Below are 18238 nucleotides of genomic sequence, written 5' to 3' on the forward strand. Positions count from 1 at the left end.
TTGGCTCTAAAAATACTTGCTTATGCATCTTTACCATGCTTTTATAGTTATTTAATATTCAGTCTGTGCTTTTTGATGCATGATTAAGATTAGAAATAGGAACCTAAATGCAGCAAAGCGGAAGCTGGGTTGTGAATGGTAACGTTTAATTGGATTTTGTTTTGCCACGTTCTGGCTACAATAACTAGGATTTTTCGGGTCTTTTTAGTATTTGTGAGATCATGAAGTAAACGGCAGGAAGCAAAAACAAAGTAAATAACGTACCAATGCATAGGCCTCCAATAAGCACTGTACCAATAGCATGCCTTGCTTCAGCTCCTGCATCATGTGAAAGTACCAGCGGAATGGCACCAAAAACCATAGCACCAGTAGTCATGAGAATGGGGCGCAGCCTTAACGAGCACGATTTTTTTATCGCATCTGCCAAGGTAAAGCCCTCCTTTTGCAATTGATTAGCAAATTCTACAATCAAAATACCATGTTTACTGATTAGTCCAACTAATGTGACTAAACCGACCTGGGTAAAAATGTTTAGAGATTGGCCAAATAAGTAAGCGAATAGCAAGGCACCAAAACAAGCTAAGGGTACGGTGAATAAAATGATGAGCGGGTAAACAAAATTCTCAAATTGTGCTGCAAGAATGGCATAAATAAAGAGTATCGCTAAAGCAAATAACAAAACCATAGTATGCGATGATTCATTATATGCCTTAGCAGCACCAGCCCAACTTAATTTGTATTGGTTGGGGAGATTTTCTCTCGCCATCTCCAAGAGTGTATTCATACCCTTTTTAAAGGATTGTTTTTCAGGTAATTTGGCATATAAGGTTGTAGAACGCATTTGGTTGACATGTTCTAATGCGGTTGGTTGTGCTCGTCTTTTCATTTGAGCCACTGAGCCTATGGAAATCCGTTTTCCAGAGGGGGCTGTAAGATAAAGTTCATCCAAAGTCCAGGGTTTGGAGGAGCCTTGCAGGGTTAGATTGTAAGATACACCGTCTTTTTGAAATGATAGGGACTTATCACTACTGAAAAAAACTTCTATGGTTTTAGCTAACTGTATAGGCGTCAATCCTAATTGAGCTAAAGCATTTTTATCTATATTTACAGAGTAGCCCATGGAATCAAGACGTAAATCATAGCGAGTAGAAGCAAATTTTTTGCTTTGATCCAATATTTTTTTCAAGTGCTCCGTTGCTTCAAATAATTGTCGGAAATTTTCGGTGGTGGAAATAACCAGTTCCAGTTCTGAATTATTGCGCGCATCTTCAACTCCAGGTAATCCTGAGTCCCAGCTCCAGACGGAAGCATCGACTGAAGGTAGCCGCTCTGTTTTCGGTTTTAATGAATTCACAATTTGCTCTGCAGAGCGAGCTCTTTGTCGATGAGGTTTTAAAGGCATAACAATGCTACTACCCCAATTTCCTAAAAATGTTAATGTATTTTTCGCTTCGGGCACTATACCTATGGACTTTTGCATGAGTTTTGTATTGGCTTCCAGGTTATCTAAGTTATCACCAGATAGAGGTGGAGTATAAATTCCTATTAAACCGCGATCTTCTTTAGGGGCGGTTTCAGCAGGCATTATTTTGTAAAAAAGCAGACTTAGGCTCAAGGAGAGAAATAGTATGAGTAAGGTTGTTTTTTTGCGATAGATAATGATATTTAGTAATTTATAGTAATACTGAGCAAGGTTATTCAGGAACCTGTCAATGGCAGGCCATAAGTGCTTCGTATTTTTATGCAGGAACGTAGCACACATCAAGGGCGAAAGTGTCAAGGCTACTATTCCTGATATGAATACACTTCCTGCCAGGGCTACCGCAAATTCAATGAATAATTGACCAATCATGCCATCAATCAAAGCAATAGGTGCATAAACGCTGGTTAGAGTTAATGTCATAGCGATGATGGCAAAACCTATTTGCTTGGATCCTTTGAGTGCGGCATCCATGGGCGATAAATTATCTTCGATGTGCCGCCATATATTCTCAAGAACAATAATGGCATCATCTACAACTAAACCAACAGCCAATACCATCGCAAGAAGCGTCATTTGATTTATGGTAAAGCCTGCAATTTTCAAAAATAATAAAGAGCCTAATAGGGAAATGGGAATTGCAATTAATGGAATAATCGTAGCGCGTATATTTCGCAAAAAAATAAAAATGATGATTAAGACCAAGAAAATAGATTCAAGAATGGAAGACTGAATGTTTTTAAGAGATGCTTTAATAAATTCAGATTGATCAATAATGATTTTAGTCTTGATGTCATCAGGCAAACTTTTTTTCAAGATATTTAGTTCTTTGCGGACACTTTGTGATACCTCAATGGGATTTGCATCATTAGCGCGATTAACAGCAAGTACTAAACCTGAATGGCCATTGACCTTAACTCGAAATTGGCTATTGTCGGTAGTTAATTGAATTTTAGCTAATGACTTGAGAAAAACAGGATGATGGTTTTGCGTTTTGATTACTAGATTTTCATAGTCTTCTGGGGTTTTTAATTCAAAATCAAGTGTTGTAGGGATCTTATTTTGATAATTACCTGCTGGTAGGGATAAATGGTTACTAGCAATTGCATTGGCAATCTCATCGACATTGATTCCAAACGTATATAATTTCTTTTGATCTAATTGAATAGTATAAGTGAAGGGTTGTCCCCATATATCGACTGAGGCAACTCCCTTCAGACTACGAAACGTATTTTTTAGATTTAAATTGGCATAATGGGTGAGCTCTCCAAAATTTAAAGAAGAAGATTCTAGGGCAATGCCTATAAAAGGTAAGCCATCCGCTTGCCGTTGACGTTCGATAACGGGTGCCTTCACTGTTGAAGGAAGTTGAGCCTGCGCTAGCCGTGCTGCCTCATGTGCGGCATTCAGAGCTTTGTCCATGGAGGTTCCTGGACGAAATCGTAAGGTAATGTATGAGTTTCCTTGGTTAGAACGTGAAGTCATCAGTTCTAATCCTTCTACCCCGGCAAGTTGATCCTCAAGTACATTAGTTACTACCGATTCTACTAATTCAGGACTGGCATTGGGATAGTTGGTATTTATCGTAATGACTGGAAAACTGATATTGGGGTATTCTCTTAAAGGTAACGAATTAAAACAAAGTATTCCCAAGAGCAGAATCATGCAATTAAGGATGATCGCAATCACTGGATGTTTTAAGAAATAGCTTGTAAATTTCATAAGAGGGTGATTAACCTTTATAAATTGAGATTTCCAGTCCTGGATATAATCGTTCGGGGCTTTTACTTACTATTTGATCTCCGGATTTTAATCCCGAAATAATTTCTACCTTATCTTGTTCTTGTATCCCTGTTTTGACTGCTATAAGTTCTATTTTTTTATCAACGACCTTATACACATGAGTTTTACCTTGTTTGAGAAATAATGCTTGTGCAGGAATAACCAATGCTTTTGTTTTTTTATTCACTACGAGTTGGCTGGATACGCTCGCTCCTACTAAGCAATGAGTACATTGGATATCGACATCTGCTGGGCACATATGGGTTTCATCGTCGATCATTTTTTGCACATGATTTAAATGATAAAGTTTGCCCAATATATAAATTGGCTGATTTTCTTCTATTGAGTGATTATTAGTACAGGGAATATCAATTTCCACAGTTAATGAGTTCGGATCGTAGATGGTAACTACTGGTGCGCCTTCAGTTACTTGGGCCCCTTCTTTAATTTTAAATGCGCCTATAACGCCGTCAAATGGGGCATAAAAACGCATATTCTTTAATTCAATTTTGGTTCTGGCTTTTTCCTTTTGTGAATCGATCCAGATTCTTTTTTTCTCTTCCACTTCTCGTGCACTGACAAATCCTGTTTTTTGCAAATTTTTAACGCGCTGATATTGAGTCTTTTCCAATTGTTCTGTTTCTTTAGAGAGTTGGTAGCTTCGTTCAATGTCTGGATTGATTATTTTGGCAATTAAGTCACCTTTTTGGACTATTTGCCCTGAGCTCATTAGGATGTCAAGCATTCCCGAGCCTTTAGCAATAAGAACTGTTGCATGTTTGGGGCGTATGGTCCCAATAAGCTTTATCTTTTTTTCAATTGTAGAGGGCCTTATGGTAACTGTCTCGACTATTTTAGGCGATGGGGCAGAAGATTTGGCCGCTTGATAATAGAATTTAAAGTAAATGCCTAAAGCAGTCAGCAGAATGCTCGATAATGCAATAAACTTGAATTTAGAACCGAGGATACTCTTTTGGGCAAAGATTAACCGGGGCTTCACGAGATGCTCCTAAGTTCTGAATCGGCGTGCAGATGTGCCATTGTAATTATGGCTTTTCTCCATAAAGGGTCGGTATTCATACTAGGAACAATAATTAATTCTTTTCCACCAAGTGTTATCCATTGTTCTTTGAGACGGATTCCTATTTCTTCAAGTGTTTCCAAACAGTCGGCTACAAAAGAAGGGCAAACAATAATCAGTTTTGTAATCCCTCGAGTAATCAATTCAGCTAGAATCTGATCCGTATAAGGCTTTACCCAGGGCGTTTTACCTAATCTTGATTGGAACGCGGTACTATAGCTATTCGGAGATAAGCCGAGTTCCAATGCTAATAAACGACTGTTTTCATAGCATTGAGCTCTATAACAGCCATGAATATCATCTATTAATTTAGGGCAGGGTCCAGTGCAAATAGTCTTACAACTGCTTTTGGTAATTTGGCGTTCAGGAATTCCGTGATAGCTAAAAAGTACATGGGAATGCTCTTCAAGAAACGCTTTAATGGTTTGGGCTTGCGCTTTTAGGTATGCTGGATGTTGAAAAAAATTACTAATGATTTTGATTGATGGAATGAGATCCCAGCTGCTTATGACACGCATGGCTTCTGCAATGGATGAGCCACTAGCCGCTGATGAATATTGTGGGTATAAAGGCAGAATAGTAATGGATTCGCAATGTTTTAACTGATTTAAAGCGGTTTCAATAGATGGTTCCCCATAACGCATGCCAAGAGCAATGATGTGCTCTGCTCCCACTTCTTTTTGTAATTGATTCACTAAAGTTTGGCTATGAAAAAGCAAAGGCGAACCCTGTTCAGTCCATATGGATTGATATGCATGGGCAGAACGTCTTGAACGGAAAGGTAAAATAAATGTATAAACCAGTGCATAGCGCAACAAAGCAGGGAGATCGATGACGCGCTTATCAGTAAGAAATTCGCGTAAATAGCTCCTGACAGATGAGGTATCTGCACTCTTGGGGGTGCCAAGATTTATGAGTAATAGACCATGCTTCATCAGTAAATTTCTAACCTTAAATAGAGTAAGGTCATCATACATGAAGACGGTTTTTAATTCAGTACTTGTGTAAAATTAAGTCTTTCTTGGCTTAGGGACGCAGCACCACCAATGATACTGCGTTAACTTAATTAAGCCATTTCAATATCAGCACTTTCATTAAGCACAATCACATTAGCTGCATGCAGACCTTTATCACCTTGTTCTACATCGTAATTGACTGTTTGTCCGGGAACTAATGTTTTGTAGCCTGTACCATGAATAGACGAGAAATGAACAAAAATATCATCGCCGCCATTTTCTGGAATAATAAATCCCCAACCTTTGGCATTATTAAACCATTTAACTTCACCTTTAGCCATATTTCCTCCTTTTCTAGAGTCTCATAGCTTAGACTCTATTGTTTCTCAATTGCTCTGACTTTTTTGGTAAGTTGAGCAATTGCATTTATCCATAAATGACAATTGAACCTATTTTTTTATAGGTTGTTTTAACATAACGTAAAATTGACTTATTACTCAATAGTATTTTTTATAAAAAATATAATTGTTTTAATAATTTCTTAAGTTGTTTATGCTAATTTATTACATATAGACGTAATAGAAGGAATTCAGATGAGTCAATACAGTACTTCTAAAATGTTAGGAAAACTGGCTGCTGGACAAGGCAATACACGTATTGAAGACGTTTCGCAGGCAACAGAGGAGGTTGGACAAGAATTAGCTGTGCCTCAATTAATACCCTCTGCAAAAAAAACATCTGAGGAATTAGAAATGAAAAAACTCCTAACCAACATCTTAGGACCTTCATTTTCAAAAGGATATTCCCCAATGGATAAAAAGTAATCAATTCAATTGTCATCCATAATCTTAGTCCTCTCCTTTCTGGAGAGGAGGTTTTGATTATTTAGTTCATAACCTAAAGTATTCAGTAAATATACGAATTGTCGTAAAAATATTATAAATTTTATGAAATACCAAGGTGCTAAAGCCTTTATTTAGGTATATACTTTTTAGAAGAGGCTATTATTTTTGAGGCTTGAATATGGCAGGATTTGCTGAAACTGCACATTGGAGAGATTCTGCTCGAAGCGCTCGATTTTTTATAGTTGATGCTCGAGCCGCATTTCCTATTTTTTTATTTTTAATGCACATTAGAATCTGGACAGGGATATTGGTTTTAATCTCTGCAGTGTTTTTTGGTATTCTTGAGCATTACGGTTTTACAGTGCCTGTTTTTTTAAGATGGATGAGGAGCGTTTTGGCCGGGTCGCTTAAGTCTTCAAAACCTTGGTGGCGATAACATGGAACGAGATATTAGCAAATGCATGTCAGTTATTGCAGCAAGTTTAAATGCAAAATTTTATCTTAATGATAGATTTGTGAGCTATGAGGAAGTTTTTGTTGATACGGGTTTGCTGCCAGCAATTGCGAAACGAGCAGATCAACTGTGTTCCCTGTGTCTTGGGTATGGGTTAGGGGCGACATTTGACGAGGCAGAAGGTGCTTTGTTAGGACTGCGAGTGATTTTTGATGAAGTAACGCCAAATGTATTACGTTTGTTATGCATGACTGATGTGTTAAATGAGTTGATTCAAGGTGGACCAAGTCGTGATTATACCCCATTAGACGAATTAATGTACGACTAGGAACACTTTTGAAAATTAATTGTAAAGAAATCGAAAGCACTGACGATTTTAAATACATCTACAATATATTTTGATAAACTAAACTTATTAAAGTTTTTATGTTTTAGGGGTGACGTGATGGGATTTTTAAAAAGAGAGAGTTTTTTTGCTCACGAACACGGACAAGGCGAGCCAGCTGCTACAGAAGCAGGTAAGGGAATAGATGGATTAATGCAAACTGTCCAAAAAATGGAAACAGTTGCTTTAGCAAAAGCTGATAAAGAGGGCTTGAGTTTGCTTGAAGAGGCAATAAAAAATCTAAATGCTGTGAAAAATGTAATAACTCAAGGTCCTGAAGCATTGCAATCTTTGCAAACCCAAGAAGCGAAGCAACAAACTCAAGTAGCAACACCACTATTCCAAGATGCTAAGCAACAACTTCAAGCAACTAAACAACAAGAGGTAGCCCAGGAAGAAGTCGAAAATGAAAGTGGGTCTCGTTTAGGAATGAGTTAATATTAACTCTCAGTAAATTTAATCTTTTTTTGTTCTATTCACAAAGAGAGTTTAAGCCTCTTTGTGAATTTTATCTTTTTTATATATCTCGAAATTACTGTTATACTCCTTAATATTGCATCGATTTTTGCAGAGTTGTTTCATTCTTATAAGGTTACATTTGATGTTATGAAAAAAGATACGTTCACCGAAGAGCATAATGACGCGATTCTTAAAGCATTGGATTATGCAATTCAAAATGGACCTTGGGATAAGTCAAATTTTCTGCGGTCAATTGGTAATCGCCTGGTTGGAATTCGCGATAATTTTGCCAAAAAAATTAGTGCGCGAAGCGAAGAGCAAATTCGCTCTGATGCTCATTTAGCAAATCGTCTTGCTTTACGTAGTGGCCAGCAGGAAGTTTTTGTTTCTTTATATTCTTCGGATGGGTCTAATCTTTCATCTTGGGAAAGGATAATCGCCAATTTGCCGCGTCAAATGATTTCTCGCCCAATCTACAGCAATGAAGATCAGGTAACCGCTGTAATTAAATCAAAAGAGAACAAACAGAATGAGGCTTATGTAGCGATTTACATTAATAAAACAGATATTATTGCTCTTTCTCCTGATAAAACCCTATCTGATAGATTAGGTAATCCCTTATTAACTTTAAAAGATAGATCTCTAGACGTAGAAAACATTACTCGTTTTATTCATATAAGTGGTGTTTATAAATATTCACGTGGTCGTTTGATTAAAGAACAGTGATCCTGTTTTAACGTTGTATAAATGCATAGATATACTTGCGAATCTCTCGCAAAATTATCTTAGAGCAGTATATACTTAAAGCAAACAAATAATTTTGAAGTAATCATTAATGGCACAACAACCGCAACAACAAGGTCAAGATAGTGGCATGGGGCCAATATGGGTCATGGTACTGTTGTTTATTACGGTGTTTATTATATGGAAAACCGGACATCAGTATATTGTGATGGTTGTTTTTCAAATTAATATTTGGCAAGCAAAGCTAGTTAACCTTTTTGTTCATAGTGAGCAACTAGCAAGTTTGATTCAAATCATGCAAACAATAGATCCCAATGCAGTAAATTGGGAACAGCTCGTAGATACAACGCGTGCTGTTGGCGATTTCATGCGTTATCCCGTGGTTCTTGTGCTACTTGTCCTGGCAGTTCTTTTGTATCAATCAAATATCACTCTGAAGTTTCGCAAAACGTACGATATGAAAAAATTACGTGAGCAAGAGCAATTTAACTGGCCTGCAATTATGCCTATAGTTAAAGAAAATTTGGTAGACGAAGATATAAATAAAGGTCCTTGGGCTATGGCTCTAACTCCAATGGAGTTTGCACGCAAATACAATTTATTAAAAAAGGAAGATGTATTATTAGACAATCCTGTACCGGGGCAGGAGATGACAGCAGGGATACGAAGAGGAGATGCTAAACGAGTTTTTACTCTGCAATTAGGACCATACTGGGATGGTTTTGAACATTGTTCACCACAAGCTTATGCCTTAGCCGCCGTTTTCCTTGCTCGCATTAATCGCGATAGAGATGCCGCAAATAATATCTTAGCAACCTTAGATAGAAGTTATGTTGCAGGGAAGCTTGATTATTCTGTTGCTAGACCAACCATAGAAAAATATAAAAACACAGAAATTATACAGGAAGTTGTTGCAAAACATGCCTATACTTTAACTGTAATGGCTTCATTACTTGAAAAGGCCCGGGATGATGGGGTTGTTCCGAGCGCTGAATTTTTATGGTTAAGGCCTGTAGATAGACGTTTGTGGTATATGCTCAATTGTGTTGGTAGACAAACACCATTTTCAGAAGTTGCAGGCCCGTTTGCTCACTGGAAAGCAGAGAAAGAAATGGGACGTCGTTCTTTGGTGCCTATGATAGACGAGGCGATTAAGGCTTTGGAAATTGCCATAAAAGAAGTTAAGTTAACACCCCGACAAATGCAGGAGTTAGAGCCATGATGCGTGGCATTGAATCACGTCATGAGTTAGATCCCACCCTCTTACTTAGGGATACGCGAACTTTGACACAGAGATTAGCTGATTTCTTCGCTGATCCAACTAATATTTCGATTATACTTTTTACCTTAGCAGCAATGTCTTATTACTTTTCCGAGTCAGCAACATTCCTGATGCTTGTAGGGGCTGGCAGCTTTCTTTACAGTTACACTCGGAAACAAAAATTACCGTTTCGTCTTCCTCTCATTTCCAGAGTAAAAGATTACAACGATATGAAGCCAGGAGTTAATAAGCCCAATATGGCTCGTGGTATCGCTTTTTTTGGCAATGATCGTAAAACAGGGCATGAATTATGGTTTGCTAATGATGATATGCGTACCCATGCATTAATTTTCGGCTCAACCGGTAGCGGTAAAACAGAATGTTTGGTTTCTCTAGCTTTTAATGCCTTAGTACAAGGTAGTGGTTTTATTTATGTCGACGGTAAAGGGGATAACTCGCTCTACGCTAAAGTTTTTTCCATGGTCAGGAGCATGGGGCGTGAAGACGATTTGCTTTTGATTAACTTTATGACTGGTGCGCGAGATATTATCGGTCCACAAGAAAAAAGGTTGTCTAATACCTTTAATCCCTTTTCTCAAGGTTCTTCCAGTATGTTAACCCAGCTTGTAGTGAGTTTGATGGGGGATTCAAAAGGTGGCGGAGATGGAGACATGTGGAAAGGTCGTGCGATTGCCTTCGTAGAAGCGTTGATGCGCCTTCTAGTTTATATGCGTGATGAGGGAGTCATACTTTTGGATGCGGATACTATCCGTAACTACTTTGAATTAACACGATTAGAAACCATTGTTGTTGATAAAATTTTTCCTCGTGATAATCAAGAAAGTGTTAACATAGAACAGATTCCAAAATTAGTTACAGATCCTTTGCGTAACTACTTAAGTACTTTGCCAGGTTACAATAAAGAGAAAAAAGGAAAGCAAGTATCACAGGTATTGGAACAACACGGTTTTATTACCATGCAGTTGGTCAGAGCGTTTTCATCCTTGGCTGATACATATGGGCACATTGTTCGTACGAATTTGGCCGAGGTTGATTTTAAGGACGTGGTACTGAATCGAAGGATTTTGGTTGTGCTATTACCCGCTTTAGAAAAATCCCCCGATGAGTTGTCTAACCTAGGTAAGATTATTGTATCTTCATTAAAAGCAATGATGGCTGCAGGTTTGGGAGAGGACGTCGAAGGGGATTATCGTGATGTGATCTTGAGAAAGCCAACGAATGCACCTACACCCTATATGTGCATCCTTGATGAGTATGGATATTATGCCGTTCAGGGATTTGCGGTGGTTCCTGCGCAAGCGCGTTCTCTTGGCTTCTCTGCAATTTTTGCAGGACAAGATTTACCGGCATTCCAAAAAGCCTCTAAAGAAGAAGCTGCATCCATTGGGGCAAACACGAACATTAAAATATGTATGAAATTGGAAGATCCTACAGAAACATGGGATTTCTTCACCAAAACAGCAGGTGAAGCTTATGTAACTAAAGTAGACTCATTCCAAGCGAAAGATACCAGCATTGCCAATACTTATATGGATAGTAAAAGCTCTTCTTTTGAAAAGAGAGCTCGTGTTGATCTTCTAGATTTAAAAGAACAAACAGAAGGTGAGGCACATATATTCTTCAAGTCAAAAATTGTTCGTGCCCGGATGTTTTATGCGAATCCGAAACCTGTTAAACAACTAAAATTAAATCAATTTTTAAAGGTAGAAGCGCCACCAGACGATTATTTAATGAAGTTACAAAAGCAATTGGCTTCATTCCAGGCAATACTAGAAAGCGGCGATTTATCAATAAACAAAACAGCTGAAAGTGAAGAAATTACGCTTATTTCTAAGCTGTTGCATGAATCTCCCATAGAAGAACCAATAGAGCGAGGTGTCTCTGCTTTAATTGCGTTTCATGGTCATAATGAGCCTGAACCCGTTGAGGACTTGATTGAAGAAGAAGTCGAAGGCGCATTAACGATATTTAGTCCTTTACGAGAAAATGAAGGCGCGCCTCCAATTTTAGTAAGTGATAAGGCTGCATTTTCAGAGTCCTTGTTACCTATTAACGAAACACGTAACCAGATGATGAATATTGAGCGTCTTGCTGGTGCTAAGGATAAATATGCTGGCACAGTAGCAAATGAATTGATTAAGGATTTTCAATTAGCTACTAGTTATCCGCCTGAGGAAAGAGATTTCATTGCTCCAGATGAGTTAACTGATCTGGTAAAATCTTTGTCAGAAAAAATTGCAACGGAACGTGAAAAAGCAGTTGCAAAAGGTGAAGCAGAGTAAGCGTTACAGAACTATTTTCATTCACCCTACTTCATTATATCGTCAATCCTATTTAGACAATTGGAAGAAATTTAGCCATGTCAGTTCATGGCTAAAAACCCTCCAGACGTTTTACCACAAACTTTATTTCTTAAGCATCAAACTCCCTGAGGGCTATTTTAACATTGAAAAAAAATAAACCTAGCCGCTGTGTTTTTATTCAAAAAATTGTAAAGCAATAAATAAATTTTTAAAAAAATAGCTATTTTATCGAATTCATTGTAACGTAATGATTTGTATCCTTTTCTTAAAGATGGAACACACAACCGAACTACAGTCAGAATCATTTTAAAATGGTCATTTTGAAATATGAGGATAGTGAGTGAGATCAGTACGTATTAATCTAATTCAGGCTGTTGGAGTGATTGTCTTATTGACGTTGACCGCCTGCAAAAGGGACTATTGGGCACTAGATAAAGAGGAGCCTAAATATCCCTGCAAGGTTCTTGGTGCCTGTGATGCTACCATCATGAAGCTCGCTAAAAAACTAAATAAAAAAGGGGTAAAAGTAATTACTATTGGCCAGGATTATATGATCAGTATCCCGGCTAATTATTTGTTTGAACCGGAAACACCGCATCTGAAATGGAAGTCCTATCCATTGCTTAATGAAATTGCAGTATTTCTAAAACAGTTTCGAAAAATTGCAATTAATGTAGCGAGTTACAGTAACAAATATGTATCACCGCAAAGAGAACACGCATTGACTTTAGCCAGATCGCGAGTCGTTGGTGAATATCTTTGGTCTCAGGGAGTAGATAGCCGTTTTATCTTTACACAAGGATTAGGTAGTGATAAACCTATTATTGGGTTCACTAAAGGCGGTGATAATTCAATAAATGCGCGGGTAGAGATTACGTTTAGACGAGCTGTCGCATAGGGGAAATAATGAGTCGCGAAACTTGGGAATTGATAAAAAATAGTAAAAATTTCTATGTTATCTCCTACAGACGTGGATTAATTACTTTAATTATCTCTTTGATCGTGAATTGCATTTTTGGAGTTTTAATCGCTTACATTCATTTAACAGAGCCCGAGCGAGATTATTATGCAACGAGTGGAATATCACCACCTATTCAGTTGCAACCTCTTTTGGCTCCGAATTTTACAGCAAACGCGTTACTTCCTCCTGATCCACCTGCGGAGAGTGAGGATAAATTGATACCACAATAAGCAATAAATAGAGGATATTATGGCTGAAGATGCCTTGACAGTTGTCGCACTAAGAAACAAATTTTATAAAGACAGCCAGCGTAAAGTAATGCTTGCATTGTTAATTGCTCTTATTGTCAATATAGTTCTAGCTTCGTTATTGGTTTATATCATTACCCATCCGCCAGCCCCCAAATATTTTGCGACCAGTATTAACGGACGTATCACGCCGCTTTTTCCTTTAAATGAACCAAACCAATCAGATTCTGCAGTTTTGCAATGGGCAAACCAGGCCGCTATTGCTGCGTTTACTTATAATTTCGTTAATTATAGAGACGAATTACAAGCTTCATCTGGATTTTTTACACCTGAAGGTTGGGATCAATTTCTGAGTGCTTTACAACAATCAAATAATCTGGATGCAGTCAAAGCTAAAAAACTGATTGTTTCGGCAGTAGCAACACGAGCCCCCATTATCTTACAAAAAGGGGTATTAAACGGTAGTTTTTCATGGCGAGTACAAATGCCTATATTGGTAACGTACCAGAGCGCCAGTGAATTTACACAACAGAATAATGTAGTTACTATGCTGATTACTCGTGTTTCTACATTGAATTCGCCCAGAGGAATAGGTATATCGCAATTTGTTGTGGGACCTGCTGCAGGTGGAGTGTCTTAATGAAAAAGCTGAACTGGTTTTTAAAGTTTTGTTTGATCTCCGGATTAGCTTATTCGGTTCCTGGTCTTTCTTATGCGCAAGATCAATCTGATAGTGCGCAACAGGCATTGCAACAGTTACGCTTGTTACAACAACGATTATCACAAAATCAGCCAGCAGGGCAAAATCAGCCAGCAGGGCAAAGTCAAATTTCTGGACTAAATCCAGCGCCTGCACAAGATCAAGCAGCAAATATTCCTATTCCTCTCGCAAATAATATTTACAAGCCTCCAGCGCAAACACCTGCACCTAGTCCTACTCCCAATCCTAATGCGCCGCAAGTCATGACACAAAATGATGAGGAAATTATTGATAATAAAGCATATAAGGATATGACAAAAAGTATCTATCCATTGAATACAGAGCAAATTGTTCATTTAAAACAATTGAACGAAACCATGGAATACGCTAAGTCTTCACCTGTAGGTACACCACCAAAACCGACAGCAACATCTCAATTCGTGAATTTATCTCCAGGCTCCACTCCGCCCGTCATTCGTTTGGCGCAAGGATTTGTCTCTTCATTAGTTTTTCTTGATTCATCCGGAGCTCCATGGCCAATCGCTGCTTATGATTTAGGGGATCCAAACTCATTCAATATTCAATGGGATAAAACAAGCAATACGCTAATGATTCAAGCACTAAAATTATACAATTATGGTAATTTGGCAGTTCGCTTGAGAGGTTTAAATACTCCAGTGATGCTAACCCTTATACCGGGACAAAAAGCTGTTGATTATCGAGTTGATTTGCGTGTTCAAGGTTATGGGCCAAATGCTAAAAGCATGCCTCTAGAAACTGGAATTCCCCCTTCAGCAAGTGAATTGCTTCTTCATGTTTTAGATGGTGTTCCACCTCCCGGAAGTAAACGATTAAGTATCACCGGAGGTGATGCGCGTGCTTGGTTAGCTAACGACAGAATGTATGTTAGAACAAATCTTACTATATTGTCGCCGGGCTGGTTAGCAAGTATGACCAGTGCAGATGGGACGCATGCATATGAAATGCAAAAATCTCCGGTGTTATTGGTTTCTTGGCATGGGAAAGTCATGCAGCTCAAGGTAGAAGGGTTATAAATGGCTGGCAGAAAAGAAAATATAAAATCGCTTTTTTCAAACACGCGTACGCGAGTGATTATCATTTTTACAGCGGCATTATTATTATTTGCTGTGGTGATAGGGTATATAAAATTAAGATCCATAAATACAGGCCCTTCAGCTGTTGCTACTCTTGGACGTACTCCAGGAGCGATTCAGTCTATTCCGGGCGTTCTCAATCCAACAGCGCAATATGCCAAATTGCAGGAAGAGCAGAACATTACTCAGGCACAAAAAGCAGAGCAAACCGGAGGAAGTGCCATTCCAACAATTATCCGAACCCAAGCTTTGGGTGAGGGAGTTGGCGTCATCGGTTCTCAGGGGGGGCAAAGTGGAGTAGGGTTTGCGACGTTAGCCCGTGAGAATGAAGAAGGATCTCAAAAAAGTCTTTGGCTGCAGGCACTTCAAAACGGGGGTTGTTCAAAGACGGTTGTTGATCAGGTTGTTAGCCAAGGAGCACAATTAACTGATCTGAAAGCAGCATGTAGCTGTGCACAGTTAAAAGATAATGGTTATTCTTTAAAAGATTTGAATCAAGTTTGTCCCTGTAAAGAATTAAAGGCTGCAGGATATAATGCAAGGCAACTTAAAGATGCAGGATATAATGCTACTCGCTTAAGAGACTGTGGTTTTAATGCATGCGAATTACGTAATGCGGGCTTTACTGCACTAGAACTTAAAGATGCTGGTTTTTCTGATGATGAATTGAAGGGAGCTGGTTATTCTCCAGAGGAAATAGCCAATGCCAGTGGTTTACCGGGAGGAATAACTGCTGCGGATGTATTAAAAGCCGGATGTAGTGTTGAGGCATTGACTAAATTACGTAAAGAAGGAGTTACGGCCTCTGCCATTCGACGAATAAGTGGATGTAGTGCAGAACAATTAAAAGCGGCTGGTTTTACTGCTAAAGAGTTGCGTAATGCAGGATTTAGTGCGGCTGATTTAAAGAGAGCAGGTTTTACACCTGAAGAATTAAGAGCAGCAGGATATAGTGCTAGGGATTTATTAAATGCTGGGTTTTCGCCAGAGGATCTTGAGAAGGCTGGCTATTCTGCTGCTGATATAAAGGCTGCAGAGGCTGAATTGCCGCCAGGTATTACTCCTGATGATGTAAAAAAAGCAGGTTGTGATGTTGATGCATTAAAAAGGGAAAAAGCTGCAGGAGTTAGTGCAGCCCTTATTCGACAATATGCTGGGTGTAGTGCCCAAGCTTTAAAAGCAGCTGGTTTTACTGATGCAGATTTAGCGAATGCTGGTTTTACTCCCCAACAAATTAGCGCTGCAACTCCTTTGACGGATGCACAAATCAAAGCAGCGGGTTGTAATCCGGATAATTTGAAGAAACTTTTCGCTGCCGGTGTTTCTGCCAAGCGCATTAAAGAATTAAATGGATGTAGTGCTGAAGCATTAAAAAATGCTGGATATGATGCCAAATCATTACTTGATGCAGGATATACACCAGCGCAACTTCTTGCAGCGGGATTTACTCCTAAAGATTTACAAAATGCAGGATTGAGTCCGGCAGATATCATAGCAAGTGGCCGTGTTGCAGATTGCAGTGTTGAATCATTAAAGAAAGCAAGAGCAGCAGGAGTGAGTGCCCTGACGATTAAGAAAACACTTGGGTGTTCTGCCAAAGCTCTAAAGGACGCGGGTTATACTGCAAAAGAACTTAAAGATGCTGGTTTTACGGCAGCTGAGCTTAAAAATGCAGGCTTCAGTGCCAAAGATTTAAAAGATGCAGGTTTTAGTGCTAAAGAATTAAAGGATGCAGGTTTTAGTGCTAAAGAGTTAAAAGATGCAGGCTTTAGTGCTAAAGAATTGAAAGACGCAGGATTTAGTGCTAAGGATTTGAAGGATGCAGGATTCACAGCCGCACAGCTAAAGGCGGCTGGCTTTAATGCTAAAGAATTAAAAGATGCTGGTTTTAGCGCTGCGGATTTAAAAAATGCTGGTTTTACCGCCGAAGAATTAAAAGCAGCAGGGTATACTGCTGGAGACCTATTAAGTGCCGGGTTCACACCAGATCAGCTTGCTAAGGCCGGTTATTCTGCTGGAGAAATAAATGCAGCAGGGGCTACGTTACCACCAGGTGTTACTCTTGATGGCATAAAAAAAGCGGGTTGTAGTGTTGATGCATTAACAAAGGAACGGGCTGCAGGAGTTAGTGCTGCACTAATAAAACAATATGCTGGATGTACTGCGGCTCAATTAAGAGCAGCAGGTTTTACTGCCCAAGAACTAAAAGATGCAGGTTTTAGTGCCAAAGAATTGAAAGATGCAGGATTTTCCGCTGCAGAACTAAGAGCCGCGGGTTTTAGCGCCAAAGAATTGAAAGATGCAGGATTTTCCGCTGCAGAACTAAGAGCAGCGGGCTTTAGCGCCAAAGATTTGAAGGATGCCGGATTTACAGCCGCAGAGTTAAAAGCGGCTGGTTTTGGTGCTAGAGATTTGGCTAGTGCAGGGTTTAGTTCTGATGATTTAAAAAACGCTGGATACAGTGCTTCTGAATTAGTGAATGCGTTTCAAGTAGCAGGTTTGGGTGCTCCAAATATCGGGCAGGGCGCATTTAATGTTGGTGGAATCCCATCATTAGGCCAGGGAGGGGCAGAAGGAACCTTAATGCCAGGATCTACTGCTAGCAATGAACAATTACAAGCTATTATCAACAGACAAAATCAGCAAATGGCTGAGCAAAAATATCAACAAAAAATTCAACAAAAAAGTTCTGACATGTTAAACGCTGCGAACCAATTAATTGCAGAATGGAAAAACGTACCAACACAGACTTATACTTCGGGTAATGAAGAGAAAGGTGCTGGTGCTGCTGCAGCTGCTGCAGGAATTGGTCCTGGTCCTGGAGGGGCAACTGTTGCCCAGTCGCCAACTGCATCAACTACTCAAACAAATATGATTAAAACAGGAGATGTCCTTTTCGCTGTAATCGATACTTCAATCAATAGTGATGAACCCGGACCAATTCTTGCTACTATAGTTGCAGGTAAACTTAAAGGAACCAAACTAATTGGCAGCTTTAATTTGCCTTCCAATGCCGACAAAATGGTTATTACATTTAATACTATGTCAATTCCAGGTGCACCAAAAACAATTTCGATCTCTGCCTATGCAATTGATCCAAATACAGCAAGAACCGCTCTTTCTAGTAGAACAAACAATCACTTTTTATTGAGATACGGTTCATTGTTTGCTTCCTCGTTTTTAGAGGGCTTTGGTAATGCATTCCAGTCTGCGAATACTACGGTCACCATAGGCGGTACAGGTGGCGGCAATAACGTAACCGTTGCAAATGGTGTTGGCCGTTCTACTTTGGAAAATGCGGTAATTGGTTTAGCTACCGTTGGTAAGACGTGGGGGCAGCAAGCACAAGTATTATTTAATACACCTCCAACTGTTGAAGTCTATGCTGGAACTCCTGTTGGGGTTTTATTTACTCAGGATGTACAATCTATTTAATTTGATGG

The 18238-nt window shown here is 39.1% G+C and carries 16 protein-coding genes; 12 read left to right on the plus strand and 4 right to left on the minus strand.

The genetic code is table 11. The annotated features are described in order from the left end of the window. Window positions 1–184 precede the first annotated feature (184 nt). From DGG96_RS04310 to DGG96_RS04325, 4 genes are all read right to left on the minus strand, one after another. Window positions 185–3202 (minus strand): efflux RND transporter permease subunit, encoded by a 3018-nt coding sequence (locus tag DGG96_RS04310; RefSeq protein WP_110141729.1) that lies wholly within the window; start codon window positions 3200–3202, stop codon window positions 185–187. A gap of 10 nt (window positions 3203–3212) precedes the next feature. Beyond that, on the minus strand, window positions 3213–4262 hold the full coding sequence (locus DGG96_RS04315) for an efflux RND transporter periplasmic adaptor subunit (RefSeq protein ID WP_110141730.1): 1050 nt from the start codon (window positions 4260–4262) through the stop codon (window positions 3213–3215). After that, window positions 4259–5278: a ferrochelatase gene (gene hemH / locus DGG96_RS04320; RefSeq protein WP_165831577.1), complete on the minus strand. Its 1020-nt coding sequence runs from the start codon at window positions 5276–5278 to the stop codon at window positions 4259–4261. Before hemH ends, DGG96_RS04315 begins: the two co-directional genes overlap by 4 nt. 131 nt (window positions 5279–5409) lie before the next feature. Further along, window positions 5410–5640 carry a cold-shock protein gene (locus tag DGG96_RS04325; protein WP_058466669.1) on the minus strand — a complete coding sequence of 77 codons (231 nt, stop codon included), beginning with the start codon at window positions 5638–5640 and terminating at the stop codon, window positions 5410–5412. 252 nt (window positions 5641–5892) lie between these two features. Here DGG96_RS04325 and DGG96_RS04330 point away from each other — a divergent pair, with 252 nt between their 5' ends. The 12 genes from DGG96_RS04330 (at window position 5893) to dotG (ending at window position 18230) form a co-directional block, all read left to right on the plus strand. Then, a complete protein-coding gene (locus DGG96_RS04330; RefSeq protein WP_110141732.1) occupies window positions 5893–6123 on the plus strand; it encodes a hypothetical protein in 231 nt (76 codons plus the stop codon). Window positions 6124–6322: 199 nt separating this feature from the next. Continuing rightward, a complete protein-coding gene (gene icmT / locus DGG96_RS04335) occupies window positions 6323–6580 on the plus strand; it encodes an IcmT/TraK family protein (RefSeq protein WP_110141733.1) in 258 nt (85 codons plus the stop codon). Window position 6581: 1 nt separating this feature from the next. Next, window positions 6582–6926, plus strand: a complete 345-nt coding sequence (locus DGG96_RS04340) for a type IV secretion IcmS family protein (protein WP_058466666.1) — start codon at window positions 6582–6584, stop codon at window positions 6924–6926. A 117-nt stretch (window positions 6927–7043) separates the two neighbouring features. Then, a complete protein-coding gene (locus DGG96_RS04345) occupies window positions 7044–7421 on the plus strand; it encodes a hypothetical protein (protein WP_110141734.1) in 378 nt (125 codons plus the stop codon). 168 nt (window positions 7422–7589) lie between these two features. Next, a complete protein-coding gene (gene icmQ / locus DGG96_RS04350) occupies window positions 7590–8168 on the plus strand; it encodes a Dot/Icm secretion system protein IcmQ (RefSeq protein WP_110141779.1) in 579 nt (192 codons plus the stop codon). 109 nt (window positions 8169–8277) lie between these two features. Then, window positions 8278–9408 carry a type IVB secretion system coupling complex protein DotM/IcmP gene (gene icmP / locus DGG96_RS04355; protein WP_110141735.1) on the plus strand — a complete coding sequence of 377 codons (1131 nt, stop codon included), beginning with the start codon at window positions 8278–8280 and terminating at the stop codon, window positions 9406–9408. After that, entirely contained in the window at window positions 9405–11750 is a 2346-nt protein-coding gene (locus tag DGG96_RS04360) for a TraM recognition domain-containing protein (protein ID WP_110141736.1), read from the plus strand. Before icmP ends, DGG96_RS04360 begins: the two co-directional genes overlap by 4 nt. A gap of 361 nt (window positions 11751–12111) precedes the next feature. After that, the gene (gene icmN, locus DGG96_RS04365) at window positions 12112–12669 is read left to right on the plus strand and encodes a type IVB secretion system protein IcmN/DotK (RefSeq protein WP_110141737.1); all 558 of its coding nucleotides are present in this window, start codon (window positions 12112–12114) and stop codon (window positions 12667–12669) included. Window positions 12670–12677: 8 nt separating this feature from the next. Beyond that, window positions 12678–12962, plus strand: coding sequence for a type IVB secretion system protein IcmM/DotJ (icmM, locus tag DGG96_RS04370; protein ID WP_110141738.1), 285 nt, complete (start codon window positions 12678–12680; stop codon window positions 12960–12962). 19 nt (window positions 12963–12981) lie between these two features. Then, window positions 12982–13620: a type IVB secretion system apparatus protein IcmL/DotI gene (locus DGG96_RS04375; protein ID WP_110141739.1), complete on the plus strand. Its 639-nt coding sequence runs from the start codon at window positions 12982–12984 to the stop codon at window positions 13618–13620. After that, window positions 13620–14735, plus strand: coding sequence for a DotH/IcmK family type IV secretion protein (locus DGG96_RS04380; RefSeq protein ID WP_110141740.1), 1116 nt, complete (start codon window positions 13620–13622; stop codon window positions 14733–14735). The genes DGG96_RS04375 and DGG96_RS04380 overlap by 1 nt, the downstream gene beginning before the upstream one ends. Next, window positions 14736–18230 carry a type IVB secretion system protein DotG/IcmE gene (gene dotG / locus DGG96_RS04385; RefSeq protein ID WP_110141741.1) on the plus strand — a complete coding sequence of 1165 codons (3495 nt, stop codon included), beginning with the start codon at window positions 14736–14738 and terminating at the stop codon, window positions 18228–18230. It begins immediately after the preceding gene. The last annotated feature ends 8 nt before the right edge of the window (window positions 18231–18238 follow it).

The organism is Legionella qingyii, from assembly GCF_003184185.1.